Annotated in this window: 11 protein-coding genes; 10 read left to right on the top strand and 1 reads right to left on the bottom strand. The window is 47.0% G+C overall.

Going from position 1 to position 15,912, the window contains the following annotated elements; genetic code table 11:
- Positions 1-123 precede the first annotated feature (123 nt).
- The 4 genes from trpD (at position 124) to ACNFVB_RS06725 (ending at position 3,702) form a co-directional block, all read left to right on the top strand.
- A complete protein-coding gene (gene trpD / locus ACNFVB_RS06740; RefSeq protein WP_201586208.1) occupies positions 124-1,245 on the top strand; it encodes an anthranilate phosphoribosyltransferase in 1,122 nt (373 codons plus the stop codon).
- A 66-nt stretch (positions 1,246-1,311) separates the two neighbouring features.
- Positions 1,312-2,181 carry an indole-3-glycerol phosphate synthase TrpC gene (gene trpC / locus ACNFVB_RS06735; RefSeq protein WP_430736962.1) on the top strand — a complete coding sequence of 290 codons (870 nt, stop codon included), beginning with the start codon at positions 1,312-1,314 and terminating at the stop codon, positions 2,179-2,181.
- Positions 2,182-2,250: 69 nt separating this feature from the next.
- Positions 2,251-2,982 (top strand): Smr/MutS family protein, encoded by a 732-nt coding sequence (locus ACNFVB_RS06730; RefSeq protein WP_430736961.1) that lies wholly within the window; start codon positions 2,251-2,253, stop codon positions 2,980-2,982.
- A gap of 132 nt (positions 2,983-3,114) precedes the next feature.
- Entirely contained in the window at positions 3,115-3,702 is a 588-nt protein-coding gene (locus ACNFVB_RS06725; protein ID WP_430736960.1) for a DNA-3-methyladenine glycosylase family protein, read from the top strand.
- A 145-nt stretch (positions 3,703-3,847) separates the two neighbouring features.
- Here ACNFVB_RS06725 and ACNFVB_RS06720 read toward each other — a convergent pair whose 3' ends face one another.
- Positions 3,848-5,785, bottom strand: a complete 1,938-nt coding sequence (locus tag ACNFVB_RS06720; protein WP_430738481.1) for a mechanosensitive ion channel domain-containing protein — start codon at positions 5,783-5,785, stop codon at positions 3,848-3,850.
- 415 nt (positions 5,786-6,200) lie between these two features.
- On the opposite strand from ACNFVB_RS06720, the gene ACNFVB_RS06715 reads away from it, so the two are divergent.
- The 6 genes from ACNFVB_RS06715 to ACNFVB_RS06690 all read left to right on the top strand — a co-directional run bounded on the left by ACNFVB_RS06715 (position 6,201) and on the right by ACNFVB_RS06690 (position 15,863).
- The gene (locus ACNFVB_RS06715) at positions 6,201-8,129 is read left to right on the top strand and encodes a TonB-dependent receptor plug domain-containing protein (protein WP_430736959.1); all 1,929 of its coding nucleotides are present in this window, start codon (positions 6,201-6,203) and stop codon (positions 8,127-8,129) included.
- A gap of 322 nt (positions 8,130-8,451) precedes the next feature.
- Positions 8,452-9,876 carry an adenosylhomocysteinase gene (gene ahcY, locus ACNFVB_RS06710; RefSeq protein ID WP_430736958.1) on the top strand — a complete coding sequence of 475 codons (1,425 nt, stop codon included), beginning with the start codon at positions 8,452-8,454 and terminating at the stop codon, positions 9,874-9,876.
- 11 nt (positions 9,877-9,887) lie between these two features.
- Positions 9,888-10,736 (top strand): methylenetetrahydrofolate reductase, encoded by an 849-nt coding sequence (locus ACNFVB_RS06705; protein WP_289057049.1) that lies wholly within the window; start codon positions 9,888-9,890, stop codon positions 10,734-10,736.
- Positions 10,737-11,033: 297 nt separating this feature from the next.
- Positions 11,034-11,894, top strand: coding sequence for a 16S rRNA (uracil(1498)-N(3))-methyltransferase (locus ACNFVB_RS06700; protein ID WP_430736957.1), 861 nt, complete (start codon positions 11,034-11,036; stop codon positions 11,892-11,894).
- Positions 11,895-11,954: 60 nt separating this feature from the next.
- Positions 11,955-13,682, top strand: a complete 1,728-nt coding sequence (locus ACNFVB_RS06695; RefSeq protein ID WP_430736956.1) for a putative bifunctional diguanylate cyclase/phosphodiesterase — start codon at positions 11,955-11,957, stop codon at positions 13,680-13,682.
- Positions 13,683-14,069: 387 nt separating this feature from the next.
- The gene (locus ACNFVB_RS06690; RefSeq protein WP_274632131.1) at positions 14,070-15,863 is read left to right on the top strand and encodes an acyl-CoA dehydrogenase C-terminal domain-containing protein; all 1,794 of its coding nucleotides are present in this window, start codon (positions 14,070-14,072) and stop codon (positions 15,861-15,863) included.
- Positions 15,864-15,912: the final 49 nt, after the last annotated feature.

The raw sequence follows: 15,912 nt of genomic DNA, 5'->3' as shown, positions 1-15,912 counted from the left end.
CGTTCGGTTTAAGACTGTTTGGCGGCAATTTATTTGCCAATTTACTGACAATGCTGATGATAAATAATCTATAACGCCCACGCCTTTTAACCCTTATTTATAAAAATACTAAGCGAGAGAACAATGAGCACAATAAAAACAGAGGATACCACCACCCCAGATCATATCGCTCAGCTGTCTGATGAGCAGACGCACAAACTCCTGACCACCGCATTGGCGAGAATTTTTCAGCACATTGACCTAACCTTTGATGAGATGTATCAAGTCATGCTGATTATCATGCAGGGTCGATGTAGTGATGCCATGATGGGTGCGATTTTGACGGGTCTGCGCATGAAAGGCGAGTCCATCGACGAGATTACCGCATCAGCCAGCGCCATGCGTGACCTAGCAGCCAACATTACACCGGCAGACTGCCACTATCTGGTCGATATCGTCGGTACAGGCGGTGATGGTGCCAATTTGTTTAACGTCTCTACCGCTTCAGCCTTGGTCGCAGCAGCGGCAGGGGCACAAGTGGCCAAACATGGTAACCGCGGCGTCTCGACCAAATCTGGCAGCTCCGATTTGCTTGAACAAGCAGGGATTAGCTTGACACTCAGCCCAGAGCAGGCCAAGCAATGCATAGAAAATCAAGGCATTGGCTTTTTATTTGCGCCCAATCACCACAGCGCCATGCGCTATGCCAACCCCGTACGCCGTGAGCTAAAAGCGCGGACGATATTTAATATTCTGGGGCCATTGACCAACCCAGCTGGCGTGCCCAATCTGGTCATTGGCGTCTTTACCGCAGCGCTGTGTGAGCCTATCGCTAAGGTGATGAAAAATCTAGGGGCGCGTCACGTCATGGTGGTCGGTGCCAAAGACGGCCTAGATGAAATCAGCTTGGCCACTTCTACGACAGTCGCTGAGCTAAAAGACGGTACGGTCACAGTCTTTGAGATGAGACCAGAAGACGCGGGGGTCGAATCGCAAACCCTCATCGGCCTGGATGTTGACTCCCCTAAAGAGAGTCTGGAGCTGATACGCGCCGCCCTGTCGGGTACAGACACTCATGATCGCGCGGTGCTCAAGGCTCGTGATATGATTGCGCTCAATGCAGGCGCGGCCATTTATACGGCAGGACTGGCTAGCAACTATCCAAATGGTGTTAGCCGCGCTCAAAAGGTCATTCAAAACGGTGATGCCTTGACCAAGCTTGAGTCTTTGGCACAATATACTCAGCAGCTGGCGCAAAACACTTAAGTTTTTCATACAGCCATCGCCCACTGACTTTTGCCCTTTTACTTTTAGACATATTCGGACACCAGCATGACCCATACAGACATACCTTCAGTATTACAGCGCATCGTTGCGACCAAACACCTTGAGGTAAAAGCGGCTCGTGAGGCGCTATCTCTAGATGACTTAAAAGCCAAGGTGCTGGCCAATCAGCAGCCGCGGCGCGGCTTTGCTCAGGCACTACGAGCGGCCAGCACCAGCGAGAGCGGCATCGGTATCATCGCCGAGATTAAAAAAGCCTCGCCTTCTAAAGGCATCATCAATCATAACTTTGCCCCCGCATTGTTCGCTCAGCAATATGAGCAGGCGGGTGCCAGTTGTCTGTCTGTCCTCACCGATCGCGAGTACTTTCAGGGAGAAGATAGTTACCTTGAGGCAGCGGCCAATGCCGCCACTCTGCCGCTACTGCGGAAAGACTTTATGGTCGATGTGTATCAGATTTATCAATCCTACTTGCTGGGTGCAGACTGTATCTTACTGATTATGGCGTGTCTTGATGATGCGCAAGCACGGCAGCTGCATGCGCTGAGTATCGATCTGGGTATGGATGTGTTGATTGAAGTCCATACTAAAACCGAGCTTGAGCGCGCCCTCCAGCTGCCTCGTAGTGTCCACAACATCTATGGCATCAATAATCGCGATTTAAATACATTCGATGTCGATCTACAAACCACGCTTGAGTTAAAAAACACCTTAATCAAATCATTGGCCGCTGACGCCGACAGCCATGGACAACAGCCACTTATCGTGACTGAAAGTGGGATTCATAGCAGTGCTGATATTCGCCTGATGCTAAACAACGACATTCAGCACTTTTTGATCGGTGAGCAGTTTATGAAAACCGAGCATCCTGGACAAGCGTTACAATCCTTACTTGCAGGCGTCGCAGCAGACGCGTAAAGTAACTAAAAAATGCCACAGTACACATTACCAACTACCTTTTCATCAACCAACGATACCTTAACTGTTATGTCAAATTCTCTATTTTCTAAAGAAATGCAAGATCAGCTCAAAGAGCTAAAAGGCCAGCTGAGTAAAGGCCGTGATACCAACTCACCTGAGGGCGAAAACCAAAAACCGACTGAGCCTGTATCGCTGCCGACGCAAAAACAAGTCAAAAAAACGGTCAAACAACTAGACAGTGAGCATATCGACGACGACAAAGTGCTGTTTATGCAAGCGATGCATGGCGTCACTCAGCTCGAAGACAAAAACGTGCGCTCCCCTGTCACCAACACCAAAGCTGGCAAACCTGATGCCACGACTCTATCAAAACGTGCCGCCGCGCAAGGCAGTGAAAGCAGCGATCTAAGCGCCGGCTTATCAGACATGCAAGCCTTGCTCAATCCTGTGGCAAGCGAAGCATACTTATCGTACAAACAGCCAACACTACAAAACAAAGTCTTCACTCAGCTTAAGCAAGGTAGGCTTCGTTGGTATGACGCAGTAGATATCCACGGCTGCACCATCGAAGAGGCGCGCGAAGCCATGACTCAATTACTGGTGCAAGCTAAGCGAAATAACGAAACTGTGGTCAAAATCGTCCATGGCAAAGGCTCTGAGGCCATCCTAAAAACCTGTGTGAATGGCTGGCTCCGTCAACTGCCTGAAGTACTGGCGTTTTGTTCAGCGCCGCCAAAAGATGGCGGCAATGGTGCGGTACTAGTACTGCTAAAAAAACCAAAAGGCGCGGGTGAATAAACCTTAAAGCAAAGCAAAAAAAAGACTGCCCAACAAGCAGTCTTTTTTTATAGATGATGTGCTTTTAGAATATAGAATAATGTGCTTTTTAGAAGATAGTGCGCCTTGTAACTTCGATAAGAGTAAATAACGATGAGCATACGGACCCTTGACACCCCTGAGCAGCTAGCAGCAAATATCGATGCGTTGATAGCAATCGAGCCGAGATTTGCGCCGGTCTACGAGCAAGTGGGCTTACCGAGTCTGCGGCACAATACTGGCGGCTTTATGCAATTGATGCGAGCGATGGTCGGCCAGCAGCTGTCTGTCGCTGCGGCAGCCAGTATTTGGCAGCGCTTGCTTGAGACTGGCTTGACTACTCCTAGCATGATTCAGCACGCAAGCGATGACGCGCTCAGAGCCCAAGGCTTATCTAAACAAAAAATTCGCTATATTCGCTCTTTGGTTGCGCATGATATAGACTTTGCTAGCCTAAAAACCCTACCAGATGAGGCAGTGATAAACATCCTAACCACCGTCACAGGTATCGGGCGCTGGACGGCTGAGATGTACTTATTGTTTTCTTTACAGCGCGCTGACATCCTTGCTGTTGATGACTTGGCGATCAAAGTTGCCGCCATGACACTGCTGGACTTGCCTGAGCGTCCTACCCCAAAACGACTCCACTCTCTAACGCAGCATTGGTCACCTTACCGTAGCACAGCCAGCCTATTGCTTTGATCGTATTACGGGCAGCTGCGTAATACGACCACTGTGCCTATCTAAGAACCCATGATTTACCATCATCATTGCAGACAATATTTTTTATAACAATTATAGTTTCTATAGCGACTATAGCAATACCACGCCTTATATGGCTGTCTTTTTAGGGCTGGTTCCATATTGACAAGCCAAACTTGCGTTTGGTGTGCTTAAACTTCCTCTTTTTTAGCGCATGGCCTTTTTCTCTGAGCGCCTTGATGCCATGTTGTTTTTTGGTCGCCGTGGCGTCAGGTGACGCGGCAGTCTTTTTATCTTTGCTGGCTCTATGGTCTTTATCCAGATCTATGTTGTGGGCATCATCATGATGTTTATCTTGTTTTTTATCCATGTCGTCGCGAGCAGGCTGGGCGCTACCATCTGTCCTATTGGCCATGTCGTCATCTTTTGACGCGTTACTTGCAGACTCATCATTATCAGAATCAGATTTTTGCTCGCTGTTTGCTTTAGACGACGCAACATCGGTTTGATTGACTATCAGCTGCTGCGTAGGCAGTGCATGCTCGACGTCGTATTTTTTGACCTGAGTTAATATATCAACGAACACGACGTTTTGCTTATCATAAAACTCCATCACGTTATTGGCGTTGATATAGGCTTGCAGCTGAATCACATAGCAATCTTGGCGCAGCTCTAAGATATTGACCTGATTCCATTCTTGGTTGGTCAAATAATGCTCATTTAAAAACTCATCTAAGTCTTTGACCATCTTAAAGACCACATCGATATCAGCGGTACGCTTAATATACAGCTGATGAAAAAACCGAAACATATCACGCGAGGTAAAGTTTTCGATTTGCATCGAAGAAAAATCACCGTTTGGCACAGTGACGATGGTACGCGTCAAGGTACGCACGCGTGATGAGCGAATACCGATATCGATGACCGTGCCTTCATACGTGCCAAATTTACAATAGTCCCCTATGCGTACGGGAGAATCTGCGACCACCACCACACTACCGACGAGGTTTTCGATGGTCTTTTGCGCACCAAGCGCCAATGCCAGACCACCAACCCCTAGTGCGGCAATCCCTGTGGTCAAGTCAAACCCTAAATTGCCAAAGATGACAATCACCGCAAAGATGAGCAGCAACGCTTTGACGACTTTTCGTAGCAGCCCCAAGATAGAGACACGCTCGGTATAGTTTTTCTTATAGCTTAAATTGACTGCGCGGGTAAATATCGCATCAATGACGCGCAGTAACAACCAAGTCAATGCCAACCACGAGGCGATATCAGCAAAACGATTGACCGGCTCTCGCAGCGTCACCGAGACGCCAGCATAGACCATCACCTCAGACAGTATCAGCGCCATAATGACCACAGAGAGTGGCAGTATCACTTTGTTTGGCAAAGGTAGCGGGACGCCGCGTACTCGCGGATAGGCGATTCGCAGAAGATGATACAGTAGCCAGACTAAAATATAAGTAAAGACAAAACTGCTGACGATCATCGTCAGCACCGCCACTAAGTCTGCCATCTGATAGCCAAACAGCTTTTTGCCTTCCAATGAGTCAACTGTATAGCGAGACACCAACGTCGGCTCGGTGTTTTCTATTACTTCGGGTACCGAGCTGAGCGTCTCACTAGAGAACTGCCAATACTGTTCGCCTTGCTTAGACAGCACTCTCTCAAGCACCAACGGGACGCTTGTTTCTCCGACATTGATGACCCCGACGTTTTCTTGATTCGGTGGTAATTGATCCGTGAGATTACCCTCAGGTGTATTACTGATTTGTAGGTCAGGCTGAAAACGGCCGCCAGCATCTAATGCTTGCTTAAACTGACGCACGACCGTGGTGGGATTTTCTGACTTAGACAAATTAAGGTAATTGCTCGCCAGCAGGTAGTCGTTTTCGCCCAGCGCCTTAATAAACCCTTGTACCGTATGGCGCGGCGTGTCGCGCCCAAACGAATCTGGTATAGGCGTGCTCGCCGACTCTTCACTGCCAGTCGTGCCATTTACGCCGAGCGTTGTCGTTTCTGCAGCAAAGGACGCTGTGGGCAGCAGTACGCTCATCGCCATGATAAGCAAAAGCATCATAGTGATAAACGGCGTTTTTGGGTTGGTAAACAATACATCTGGAGCCTGACGAAAAGTCAGACGGTGCTTAATAGACAAAACAAACCTCTTAGCTTGATGAGTGGCACAAAAAGGGCAGATAAAACCCTTACTATCATAACAATTATTTATAACAGCAGTGCTTTTGATTGCATGTTTTTGTAGATGGCTGTCGTCAAATTTATTTAGGCGCTTTGCTTTACCGCTCTGACCATGAGCGTCATTCAACCTACCTTGAGGAAAGATTAGGTTAAAGTAGTTTATAAAGGGGTAATTTTTGTAGATAATGAGCGCAGTTTTGCTTAAATACTGTTTTTTATAACTTTTGACACCTTTTACGTCTTAATAGTTATTTCTTATTTCTATATTTTTTAATTTGATTACTTTGGAATCGACCATGTTTTTATCACGTTTATCTTCACGTACCTATCTTCGCCTAAGTATTTTAAGCGCGCTTGGTTTGCTTGCCGCCAACACCGCGATGGCAGTGACCCCTGAGACAACTAGCATTGATAACGGTGAGATGCCACAGGTTGAGCTTGATAAAATTGTCGTGACAGCGACGCGTACGCCGACCAAAACCAGTAACGTCATCGCCCAAACCCGTGTGATCGATAGCGAAGTGCTTAAGCGTTATCAAGGACAAACGGCTTTAGAGGTTCTCAAGCGCCAGCCGGGATTTAGTATAAAGCAAGATGGTGGTATGGGTAGTAGCAGTAACTTTTATCTACGTGGTTATGATAGCAAGCGTGTATTGATATTAATTGATGGCATTCGCTATGGCTCAATGTCAACCGGTCAGCCTGCTTTAGCTTTATTACCGACCGACCAGATTGATCGTATTGAAATACTCTACGGAGCCTCTGGTTCTAGTATTTATGGTGCTGACGCCATGGGCGGTGTCATTCAAATATTTACTAAAGGTAATGATGTTGCGCAAACTAACTTTTCTGTGACCGCTGGTGTTGGTTCAAACGACCATTATGTCTATGGTGCAGCAGCTCAGTTTGCCAATAAAGCAGGTGCTAAACTCAGTCTCTCTGCCAATCGTAACCAAACCGATGGTATCAGTGCTATTAAATACCAAACAGGTAATAACAAGGACGAAGATGGCTTTGAAAGTAACAACTTTGCTATCAATGCTAGCGTGCCTTTAACTGAAAGTGTCAGTATCGGTGCCACTGGTCTATTTGCCAAGTCGACCTCTGAATTTGACGACTATACCAATAAGCCTAACGCAGAAATCGATCAAGAAAATGGTGCAGTATCAGCGTTTTCACAATATGAAAATGATAAGCTGACAGTTAGATTATCGGCAGGTCAGAGTTTGGATAAGCTTGATAATAAGGTTGGTGATGCGTTTGAAACCAAACAAAAACAAGCAAACTTACTCAGTACTTATCTCTTACCGTCAGGACAACTACAAGCGGGGGCAGAATGGTTAAAGCAGAAAGTAGATATTACTGATAATACACCTGATAACGGTAACGACACTTACAAAATAAACGACCGTACTATAAAAAGTGGCTTTATTGGTTATCAGCTCAACAAAGACACTTATGATCTGCAAGCCAACGTTCGTTATGATGATAACTCACAGTTTGACAACGAAACGACCTATAGTTTAGGTTACGCTGTAAGATTGGCACCTAGTTTACGTCTTGGTACCAGCTTTGCCACTGGTTATAGAGCACCGTCACTTAATGACTTATACATCGAAAGTAGTTATTATGTCCCAAATGAAAATTTAGAAGTCGAAAAAAGCAACAACTTAGAAGTGTTTATCGAATCCAATAGTGAGTTCCAAACCACTCGTCTAACAGGATTCAACAGTCGTGTCGATAACCTGATTAACAATGCTTATGATCCAGCAACTTTCAAATATCAAGCAACTAATATTGATGCCGCAAGATTATCAGGCTATAGCTTCACCTCGGACTGGCAACTCAGTAATGTTTTATTTGGTGGTCAATATACTTATACTGATGCAGAAGAACGTTCAGGCGTGAATAAAGGCAAGCAGTTGGTTTATCGTCCTGAGCATACTGGGCTTATTTATGTAGGCTACCAAGCCTTAGACTTTGACGTTCGCGCTGAAGCACAATATGTTGGCAAAATCTACAACTCTCCTGACAACAGCACCTTTATAGATGACTACACGCTGTTTAATGTTAGCGGGAACTATTACATCAACCCAAATCTTACGTTGAGCAGCCGTGTTGAGAATTTGACTAACGAAGACTACACCACCAACGAAGGTTTTGGTACTCGCTATAACCAAGACGGCACTAACTTCTTTACCTCTTTAACCTATAACTGGCTCTAAGCTTGTCTAGCAATACAAAAGCCTGTCGTTATCAAAACAAATCAAGGTCACCCAGCGGTGGCCTTTTTTTATGACGACAACACTTACGATTTTCCGCAGCCAATAGGTGACAATCACAGACTCATCTATTACAATAACCCTCCCGAGAGGTGTTGCGCCATAATCATCGATCACTGCATCTAGGCTTTATCGCTAGGCACATCAAGCATTATGTTAGGCTCGGTTAACTGTTTGCAGCATTTTTTGCTTATTAACAGCGCAAATAACGGCACCTGCGTTTTTATTCTTTTTATCAATCATTGACCACTGATAGGAGCATATTATGGACGCAGTGTCTACCACCCCATCTGCCCATACCATCGACCCTTCCTTTACTGACTACAAAGTCGCTGACATCAGTCTGGCTGACTATGGCCGCCGCGAAATCACCCTTGCCGAAGCTGAAATGCCTGCATTGATGGGTCTACGTCGTCGCTATCAAGACGAGCAGCCACTCAAAGGCGCCAAAATCGCCGGCTGTATTCATATGACCATCCAGACCGCAGTGCTTATCGAAACACTCGTTGCGCTAGGTGCAGAAGTACGCTGGACCTCATGTAATATTTTTTCGACCCAAGACCACGCAGCGGCAGCAATCGCGGCGGCTGGCATTCCTGTGTTTGCTTGGAAAGGCGAAACTGAAGAAGAGTACGAGTGGTGCCTCCGTCAGCAAGTACATGTCGGCGGCGAAGCATCAGGCGAGCTTTGGGATGCCAACTTGATCTTAGATGATGGCGGCGACCTTACTGCGTTGATTCACAATGAATACCCACAGATGCTCGATAGCATCCATGGTATCTCAGAAGAAACCACCACAGGTGTGCATCGTTTGATCGAAATGCTAGGCAAAGGCACGCTAAAAGTACCGGCTATCAACGTCAACGACGCGGTGACCAAATCAAAAAATGACAACAAATACGGCTGCCGTCATAGCTTAAATGACGCCATCAAACGCGCAACCGATATGTTCCTTGCAGGTCGCCGCGCGCTAGTCATTGGTTATGGTGATGTGGGCAAAGGCTCAACCCAAAGCCTACGCCAAGAAGGCATGATCGTACGTGTCTCAGAAGTCGATCCTATCTGTGCAATGCAGGCCTGTATGGACGGCTATGAAGTATTGTCTCCGTACATCGATGGCGACAACACCGGCGGCGCAGACAACATCAACAAACGGTTGCTAGCCGACACTGATTTGATCGTCACAACGACAGGTAACTATCATGTCTGTGACAGACACATGCTCGCAGCATTAAAGCCTGGTGCGGTCGTCTGTAATATCGGTCACTTCGACACCGAAATCGACACGCAATTTATGCGTGACAACTGGCGCTGGGTTGAGATCAAACCACAAGTACATCAAGTGTTCCGCTCAGATGATGAAAACGACTATCTGATTTTGCTTGCCGAAGGTCGCTTAGTGAACCTAGGTAACGCAACCGGTCACCCGTCACGCGTGATGGACGGCTCGTTTGCCAACCAAGTCTTGGCGCAAATGTACTTGTTTGAAGAAAAATTCGCTGATTTGCCAATGGATGCACGCGCGGACAACTTGTACGTCAAAGTACTACCGAAAAAACTCGACGAAGAAGTCGCAGCAGCGATGGTTGCAGGCTTTAACGGTACCTTGACGAAGCTGACCGAAAAGCAAGCCGAATATCTAGGCGTTCCTGTCGAAGGCCCGTTTAAGCCTGACGCTTATAAATACTAAGGAGCGCGACTGTGAGCAAGCCTGCTTTTTCTTTTGAGTTTTTCCCTGCCAAAACTGAGCAAGGGGGTCAAAAGCTACTAAACACCTATGACGAGCTAAACAAACTGGCACCAAGCTACTTTTCGGTAACCTACGGTGCAGGTGGCTCGACACGTAGCCGTACGCTAGACATCGTACAGACCTTATGTGCGCGCGGCGATACTGATATTGCGCCGCACATGTCGTGTATCGGTGATGATAAGGTCGAAATCGCAGGCCTGCTCGATCACTATAAAGCATTGGGCATCAAGCGTCTGGTGGCGCTGCGCGGCGATTTGCCCTCAGGTCAGGTCGGTATGGGTGAGCTGCCATTTGCATTAGATTTGGTGAAGTTCATTCGTGAGCATTCAGGCGAGCACTTTCGTATCGAGGTCGCCGCCTACCCTGAGATGCATCCGCAAGCGCGTAGCTTTGAGTTTGATGTCGACAACTTAGTCAACAAGTATCAAGCAGGTGCCAACGCGGCGATTACTCAGTTTTTTTATAATGCTGATAGCTACTTATACTTGCGTGATACGTTAGAAAAACGCGGTATCGACACGGTCGCACAGCCATTAATCGCTGGTATCATGCCGATCACCAACTCTAGTAACCTGATACGCTTTGCTGATAGCTGCGGCGCTGATATTCCGCGTTATGTGCGTAAACGCTTGGCGGATTTTGGCGATGACAGCAAATCTATTCGCGAGTTTGGTTTTGATGTGGTGTATCGCTTATGTGAGCGCTTAATGAGCGAAGGCGTGCCAGCCATGCATTTTTATAGCATGAACAAAGTTGAACCAAATAAACGCTTGGTTGAAGCATTAGGACTTACTGTTTAATACTTGATAATCTTGATAATTAAGCAAGTATATAATGAATTTATAACTAACTGGCGCTCTTCGGAGTGCCAGTTTTTTTATTGGAAAATTTTATCTACTGGACATTCATGTATCAAAAAAAACATTTCATCTTAATGTATTTTTTAAATTTTTCTTCCTATATGATAATGTCGTTTATCCGTTGAGCGCTGTTATCTAGCAGTAATTATCATAAAAAGAATGCCTTTCGTGGCATCAAGTGATATTCTATTGAGTTAATAATAACTGCTCACAATCAAATAATAGGAATAAGACCAAGTGCGACGTTTTTTTTATGCCATTAATAACGACAATACTGATGCTATGCCTTTACCTAAGCTGGGTGACCTACCTCTAGGGAGCCACGTTGAGCTGCCAGATAGCATCGTCCATCACTGGTGCCGTGTACTACGCGCAAATATCGGCGATGAAGGGGTGTTGTTTGATGGTTTTGGCGGTGAGTATCACGTACAGCTCCAAAGCATCAGTAAAAAACACGCCACGGTGGCGGTGTTGGCTCACAGCACAGATGAGCGTACGGCGCCTATTCTCAGCCAGATTGGTCTGGTGATGAGCCGCGGCGATCGTATGGATTATGCCATTCAAAAGTCCACCGAGCTTGGGGTGACGGCGATTCAATTGCTCACTAGCCACCATGGCGAGGTCAATCTAAAACCTGCGCAAGTAGAGAAAAAGCTGGCGCACTGGCAGCAAGTGGCAATAGCGGCCTGTGAGCAATGTGGCCTCAACCGTCCGCCGCTCATCCTTACACCGATGTCTATCACTGATTGGCTGACACAGCCGTCGCGTAGCGCGCCACACCTCACCGTCAGTCCTTTGGTCGCCGAGCTAAGCCAAGACCATTACTACCAAGCACTGCAGCAGCCAGCCGATTTACGCTTGCAGCTTAGCGTGCCAGCAGTAGGACAACCTGCGATGCCAGAGGCGTTATTGCCACTACTAAAACAAGCGGCGCCTTATATTGAGTTGCTCATTGGCCCTGAAGGCGGTTTTAGCGATGAGGAGTGCAAGTGGGCGGCGGATGCAGGCTTTGCACCTTGGCAAATTGGCGCAAGGGTACTGCGCACCGAAACAGCGCCTGTGGTTGCTTTAGCGACTTTGCACGCGTTGACTTTATAACACAAGCACTCGGCTCGCTCATTGTTATGATGACAAACCGACTAATGATTCACCTTTGCCATGATGAGTTCGATGATGACTGTTTTTGCTCCCATCCCCATTGCCGACAAGCAGCTACTGCTGACCAAACTGTGTGAGCAATGCGATGATGCTATTTTCATTTTAGATGAAAACCTACGCTATTTGTCGGTCAATGCCAGTTATGAGCTTATCATCGGCTATAGCGAGTCTTTTTTGCTGGGTCGGCCGCTTGGAGTCTATGCTGCTGATTTTTTGTCAGAGGAAGAAAGAAACGTTTTGGCGCAAATCACCAGCCAACTTGATAGTAGCGGCTTTTATGAAAGTGATTTTTCGATGGCCAACCGTTATGGTGAGATACTACAGTGCCATATCACGTATCGCAAGGTGGCCATAGAGGCCAAGACGTATTATATCGGTCTGATTCGTGATATGTCTTCTGCAGCCAAAGACCGAAAGCAGCTGACCCATCTGCTTAATTACGATCAGCTGACCGGCCTGCCCAACCGTAAGGTTTTTTTGAGCCAGACCAGTGATTTGCTGCTCGACAGCTATCAAGAGGTGATCATCGTCCGTCTCAATATCGATCGGTATCGTAGTCTTGCAAGCCTATTGGGTCCTGATGGTATCAATCATTTAATCAAAAGCTTTGTGGCTCGTCTCAAGGCGCTAGAGTTGGGCTGTTTGCGCTGCTTTTCGCACTTTGGCGGCGATGATTTTGCGTTGTTATTTGAATGCCATGATGCCAATATGGTGCGTCATCAGTTAGATAAGCTCATGCAGATGTGTGAGCGGCCTTTTTCGATCGATAAGGACACCAAAACCGACGCCAATATCTATTGTCATATCTCCGTCGGTGTCAGCTATTTCCCGCAAAACGACACCGAGCTGACAGGGCTTTTGACCAAAGCTGAAAAAGCCTTGCATTATGTCAAGCAGCAAGGCGGTGACGATATCTGCTGGTACAATGCGGCGATCGAAGAAGCCACCGCAGGCAGTTTACAGTTAGAGGCTGAGTTAAGAGAGGCCACCACCGCAGGCCAGTTTATTCCCTATTATCAGCCAAAATTCGACTTGGCGACGGGTCATATTACCGGCTTTGAAGCGTTGGTACGCTGGCAACACCCCACCCGCGGCCTTCTCAAACCTGCACATTTTATCAACGCCATCCTCACTCATAAGCTCTCGTTTGAGCTGTTTTCTCAAATGGCGATAAAAATCGCGGCGCAATTGGCCATTTGGCAGCAGCAAGGGTTTCATCAGCATATTTGTATCAACGCGGATGCTGCCGAATTTAGCCACCCTGATTTTTTTGAGATGGTCAGTAGCCTGCTGGTAGAGTACGGTATCTCGGCCCATCAGCTACATATCGAAGTCACCGAGTCGTCTTTGATACAGCGCCATGACAATGTTAAAAAACAACTAGCTCTGCTAAAAGATCTGGGTATTTGTATTGCCTTAGACGACTTTGGCACCGGCTATGCATCCTTGAGTTATTTACAAGAATACCCGTTTGATTTTATCAAAGTCGATAAAAGCTTTATCTCAAACATTGAGTCGGATCACACCCAGTATGCCATTGTCAAAGCCATCTTAGATTTGGCTGCGGCATTAGATATGCAAGTGGTCGCCGAAGGAATCGAGACTGAGGCGCAGCGCGATCGTTTGCTGGCGATGGGCTGCCAGTATGGTCAAGGCTATTGGTTTGGAAAACCCGTGCCCGCCGAGGTCGCCACCGACATGCTCATCAAACAGTCAACCACCAAATAATACAAGCCAATACCGGCGGCTATGATTGATTTTATCGTATCGGTAACATCAGTATTTTCATACGGTTATTACTCTGTGTCTTTTGCGTCTACCGCTGATTGCATAACCGATGCAAGGCAGGTTCATGACTTATCAGTCCTGTCACCAAACTTGTATAATCACCGATGAACGCCTATCTTTTATAGCGAATTTGTTGGAATATATTAAGTCTCAAACCGACTCTGACAATCACCATTCTTTTCAATACCATTTTATGTCATCGCGCACGTAGTCTATCTGTATGGCAGCCTATTATTTATTTGTGCTTGTCAACTTACTGTAGTGAGCCTACTGACTATCGTAGTCTATAGACTGTGCCTGCTGACATGTTAAAAAGGACAGGAAGTTATGCAATACAAAGCGCCCTTACGTGACATTCAATTCGTGATGCATGAGCTACTCGATAGCGAAAACCACTACAAAACGTTGCCTGCATTTCAAGAGGCTGATCGTGAGTTGATGGACAGCCTATTTGAGATGGCGGCAAGCTTTGCCGAAAACGAGCTATCACCTTTGAATCAAAGCGGCGATGCAGAAGGCTGCCAGTTTGACAACGGTACTGTGACCACACCCACAGGCTTTAAAGAAGCTTATAAGCAGTACTGTGAGCTTGGCTTCCCAGCGCTATCAGCTGAAGAAGAATTTGGTGGTCAAAACATGCCGTTCTCACTATCAACGGTCATCAATGAGATGGTCGGTACGGCTAACTGGTCATTTTCTATGTATCCTGGCCTATCGCATGGCGCAATTCAAACCATCGAGCACCATGGTACTGATGAGCAAAAACAAACTTACCTAGAAAAAATGGTCACCGGCGAATGGTCAGGCACCATGTGCTTGACAGAAGCCCACGCGGGCTCTGACTTGGGTATTATCCGTACCAAAGCTGAGCCAAATGATGACGGTACTTACAGCATCACCGGTCAAAAAATCTTCATCTCAGCAGGCGAGCACGACCTCACCGACAACATCATTCATATCGTTCTAGCCCGTCTACCAGGCGCGCCTGCTGGCACCAAAGGCATCTCACTGTTTATCGTACCTAAAGTGTTGGTCAATGAAGACAACAGCCTTGGCGAAAACAACAACGTCGTCTGTGGCTCTATTGAGCATAAAATGGGTATCAAAGCCTCAGCGACTTGCGTGATGAACTTTGATGGTGCAAAAGGCTACTTGATTGGCCCAGAAAACCGCGGTCTACAGTGCATGTTTACCTTTATGAACGTCGCTCGTATCGGTACAGCAGTTCAAGGCTTGACCGCAGCAGAATATGCGTTCCAAGGCTCATTAACCTATGCCAAAGACCGCCTAGCGATGCGCTCACTATCAGGTGCCAAAGCGCCAGAAAAAGTCGCTGACCCAATCATCGTTCATCCAGCTGTTCGCAACATGCTATTGACCGAAAAAGCCTTTGCTGAAGGCGGTCGTGCGCTGGTTTATTACCTCTCACACTTTGCGGATACTGTGGCAAAAGGCGAAGGCGATGACCTGAAGTTTGCTGACCAAATGCTGTCACTATTGACACCGATTGCTAAAGCATTCTTGACTGAAACTGGTCTAGAAGCGGCTAACCATGGCGTACAGGTCTATGGCGGTCACGGCTTTATCAGTGAGTGGGGTATGGAGCAAAACGTCCGTGACACGCGTATCGCTTGCCTCTACGAAGGCACCACAGAAATCCAAGCACTCGACCTACTCGGCCGTAAAGTCTTGGGCTCACAAGGTAAAATGCTGGCCAACTTTGTCAACATCATCCAGACGTTCTGCCAAGAGCACAAAGACAATGACGAGATGGGTCAGTTCATCCGCCCACTTGCCAAGCACGTCAAAGAATGGGGCGACTTGACTGCACGCATCGGTATGCAAGCAACTGAAAACCCAGATGCAGTTGGCGGTGCGGCTGTTGACTACTTATACTTTAGCGGTTATGTGACCCTAGCTTACTTATGGGCGCGTATGGCCTTGGTCGCGCAGACGGCATTGGCAGACGGTACTGGCGAAAAAGCCTTCTATGATGCCAAAGTCAAAACCGCGCAATTCTACTTTGCAAAATTATTGCCGCGTACCACCACGCATGTACAGCGTATCAGCACAGGTGTTGAGCCGTATATGACCATGGATGTGGATCAATTTGCGTTTTAATTGTGTTTTTGCACTAATATTTTGACGACAGCACACTATAACTATATCG

This window comes from Psychrobacter sp. VH5, assembly GCF_050572635.1.
Taxonomy (GTDB): domain Bacteria; phylum Pseudomonadota; class Gammaproteobacteria; order Pseudomonadales; family Moraxellaceae; genus Psychrobacter; species Psychrobacter celer.
Note: the sequence above shows the minus strand (reverse complement) of the source record. Positions and strands in the feature narration are given on the sequence as shown.

Excerpts from the sequence above, each read along its gene's own strand:
- ahcY (WP_430736958.1), top strand. The coding sequence starts at position 8,452 with ATGGACGCAGTGTCTACCACCCCATCTGCCCATACCATCGACCCTTCC.
- trpC (WP_430736962.1), top strand. The coding sequence starts at position 1,312 with ATGACCCATACAGACATACCTTCAGTATTACAGCGCATCGTTGCGACC.
- ACNFVB_RS06720 (WP_430738481.1), bottom strand. The coding sequence starts at position 5,785 with ATGATGCTTTTGCTTATCATGGCGATGAGCGTACTGCTGCCCACAGCG.
- ACNFVB_RS06725 (WP_430736960.1), top strand. The coding sequence starts at position 3,115 with ATGAGCATACGGACCCTTGACACCCCTGAGCAGCTAGCAGCAAATATC.
- trpD (WP_201586208.1), top strand. The coding sequence starts at position 124 with ATGAGCACAATAAAAACAGAGGATACCACCACCCCAGATCATATCGCT.
- ACNFVB_RS06690 (WP_274632131.1), top strand. The coding sequence starts at position 14,070 with ATGCAATACAAAGCGCCCTTACGTGACATTCAATTCGTGATGCATGAG.
- ACNFVB_RS06695 (WP_430736956.1), top strand. The coding sequence starts at position 11,955 with ATGATGAGTTCGATGATGACTGTTTTTGCTCCCATCCCCATTGCCGAC.
- ACNFVB_RS06715 (WP_430736959.1), top strand. The coding sequence starts at position 6,201 with ATGTTTTTATCACGTTTATCTTCACGTACCTATCTTCGCCTAAGTATT.
- ACNFVB_RS06730 (WP_430736961.1), top strand. The coding sequence starts at position 2,251 with ATGTCAAATTCTCTATTTTCTAAAGAAATGCAAGATCAGCTCAAAGAG.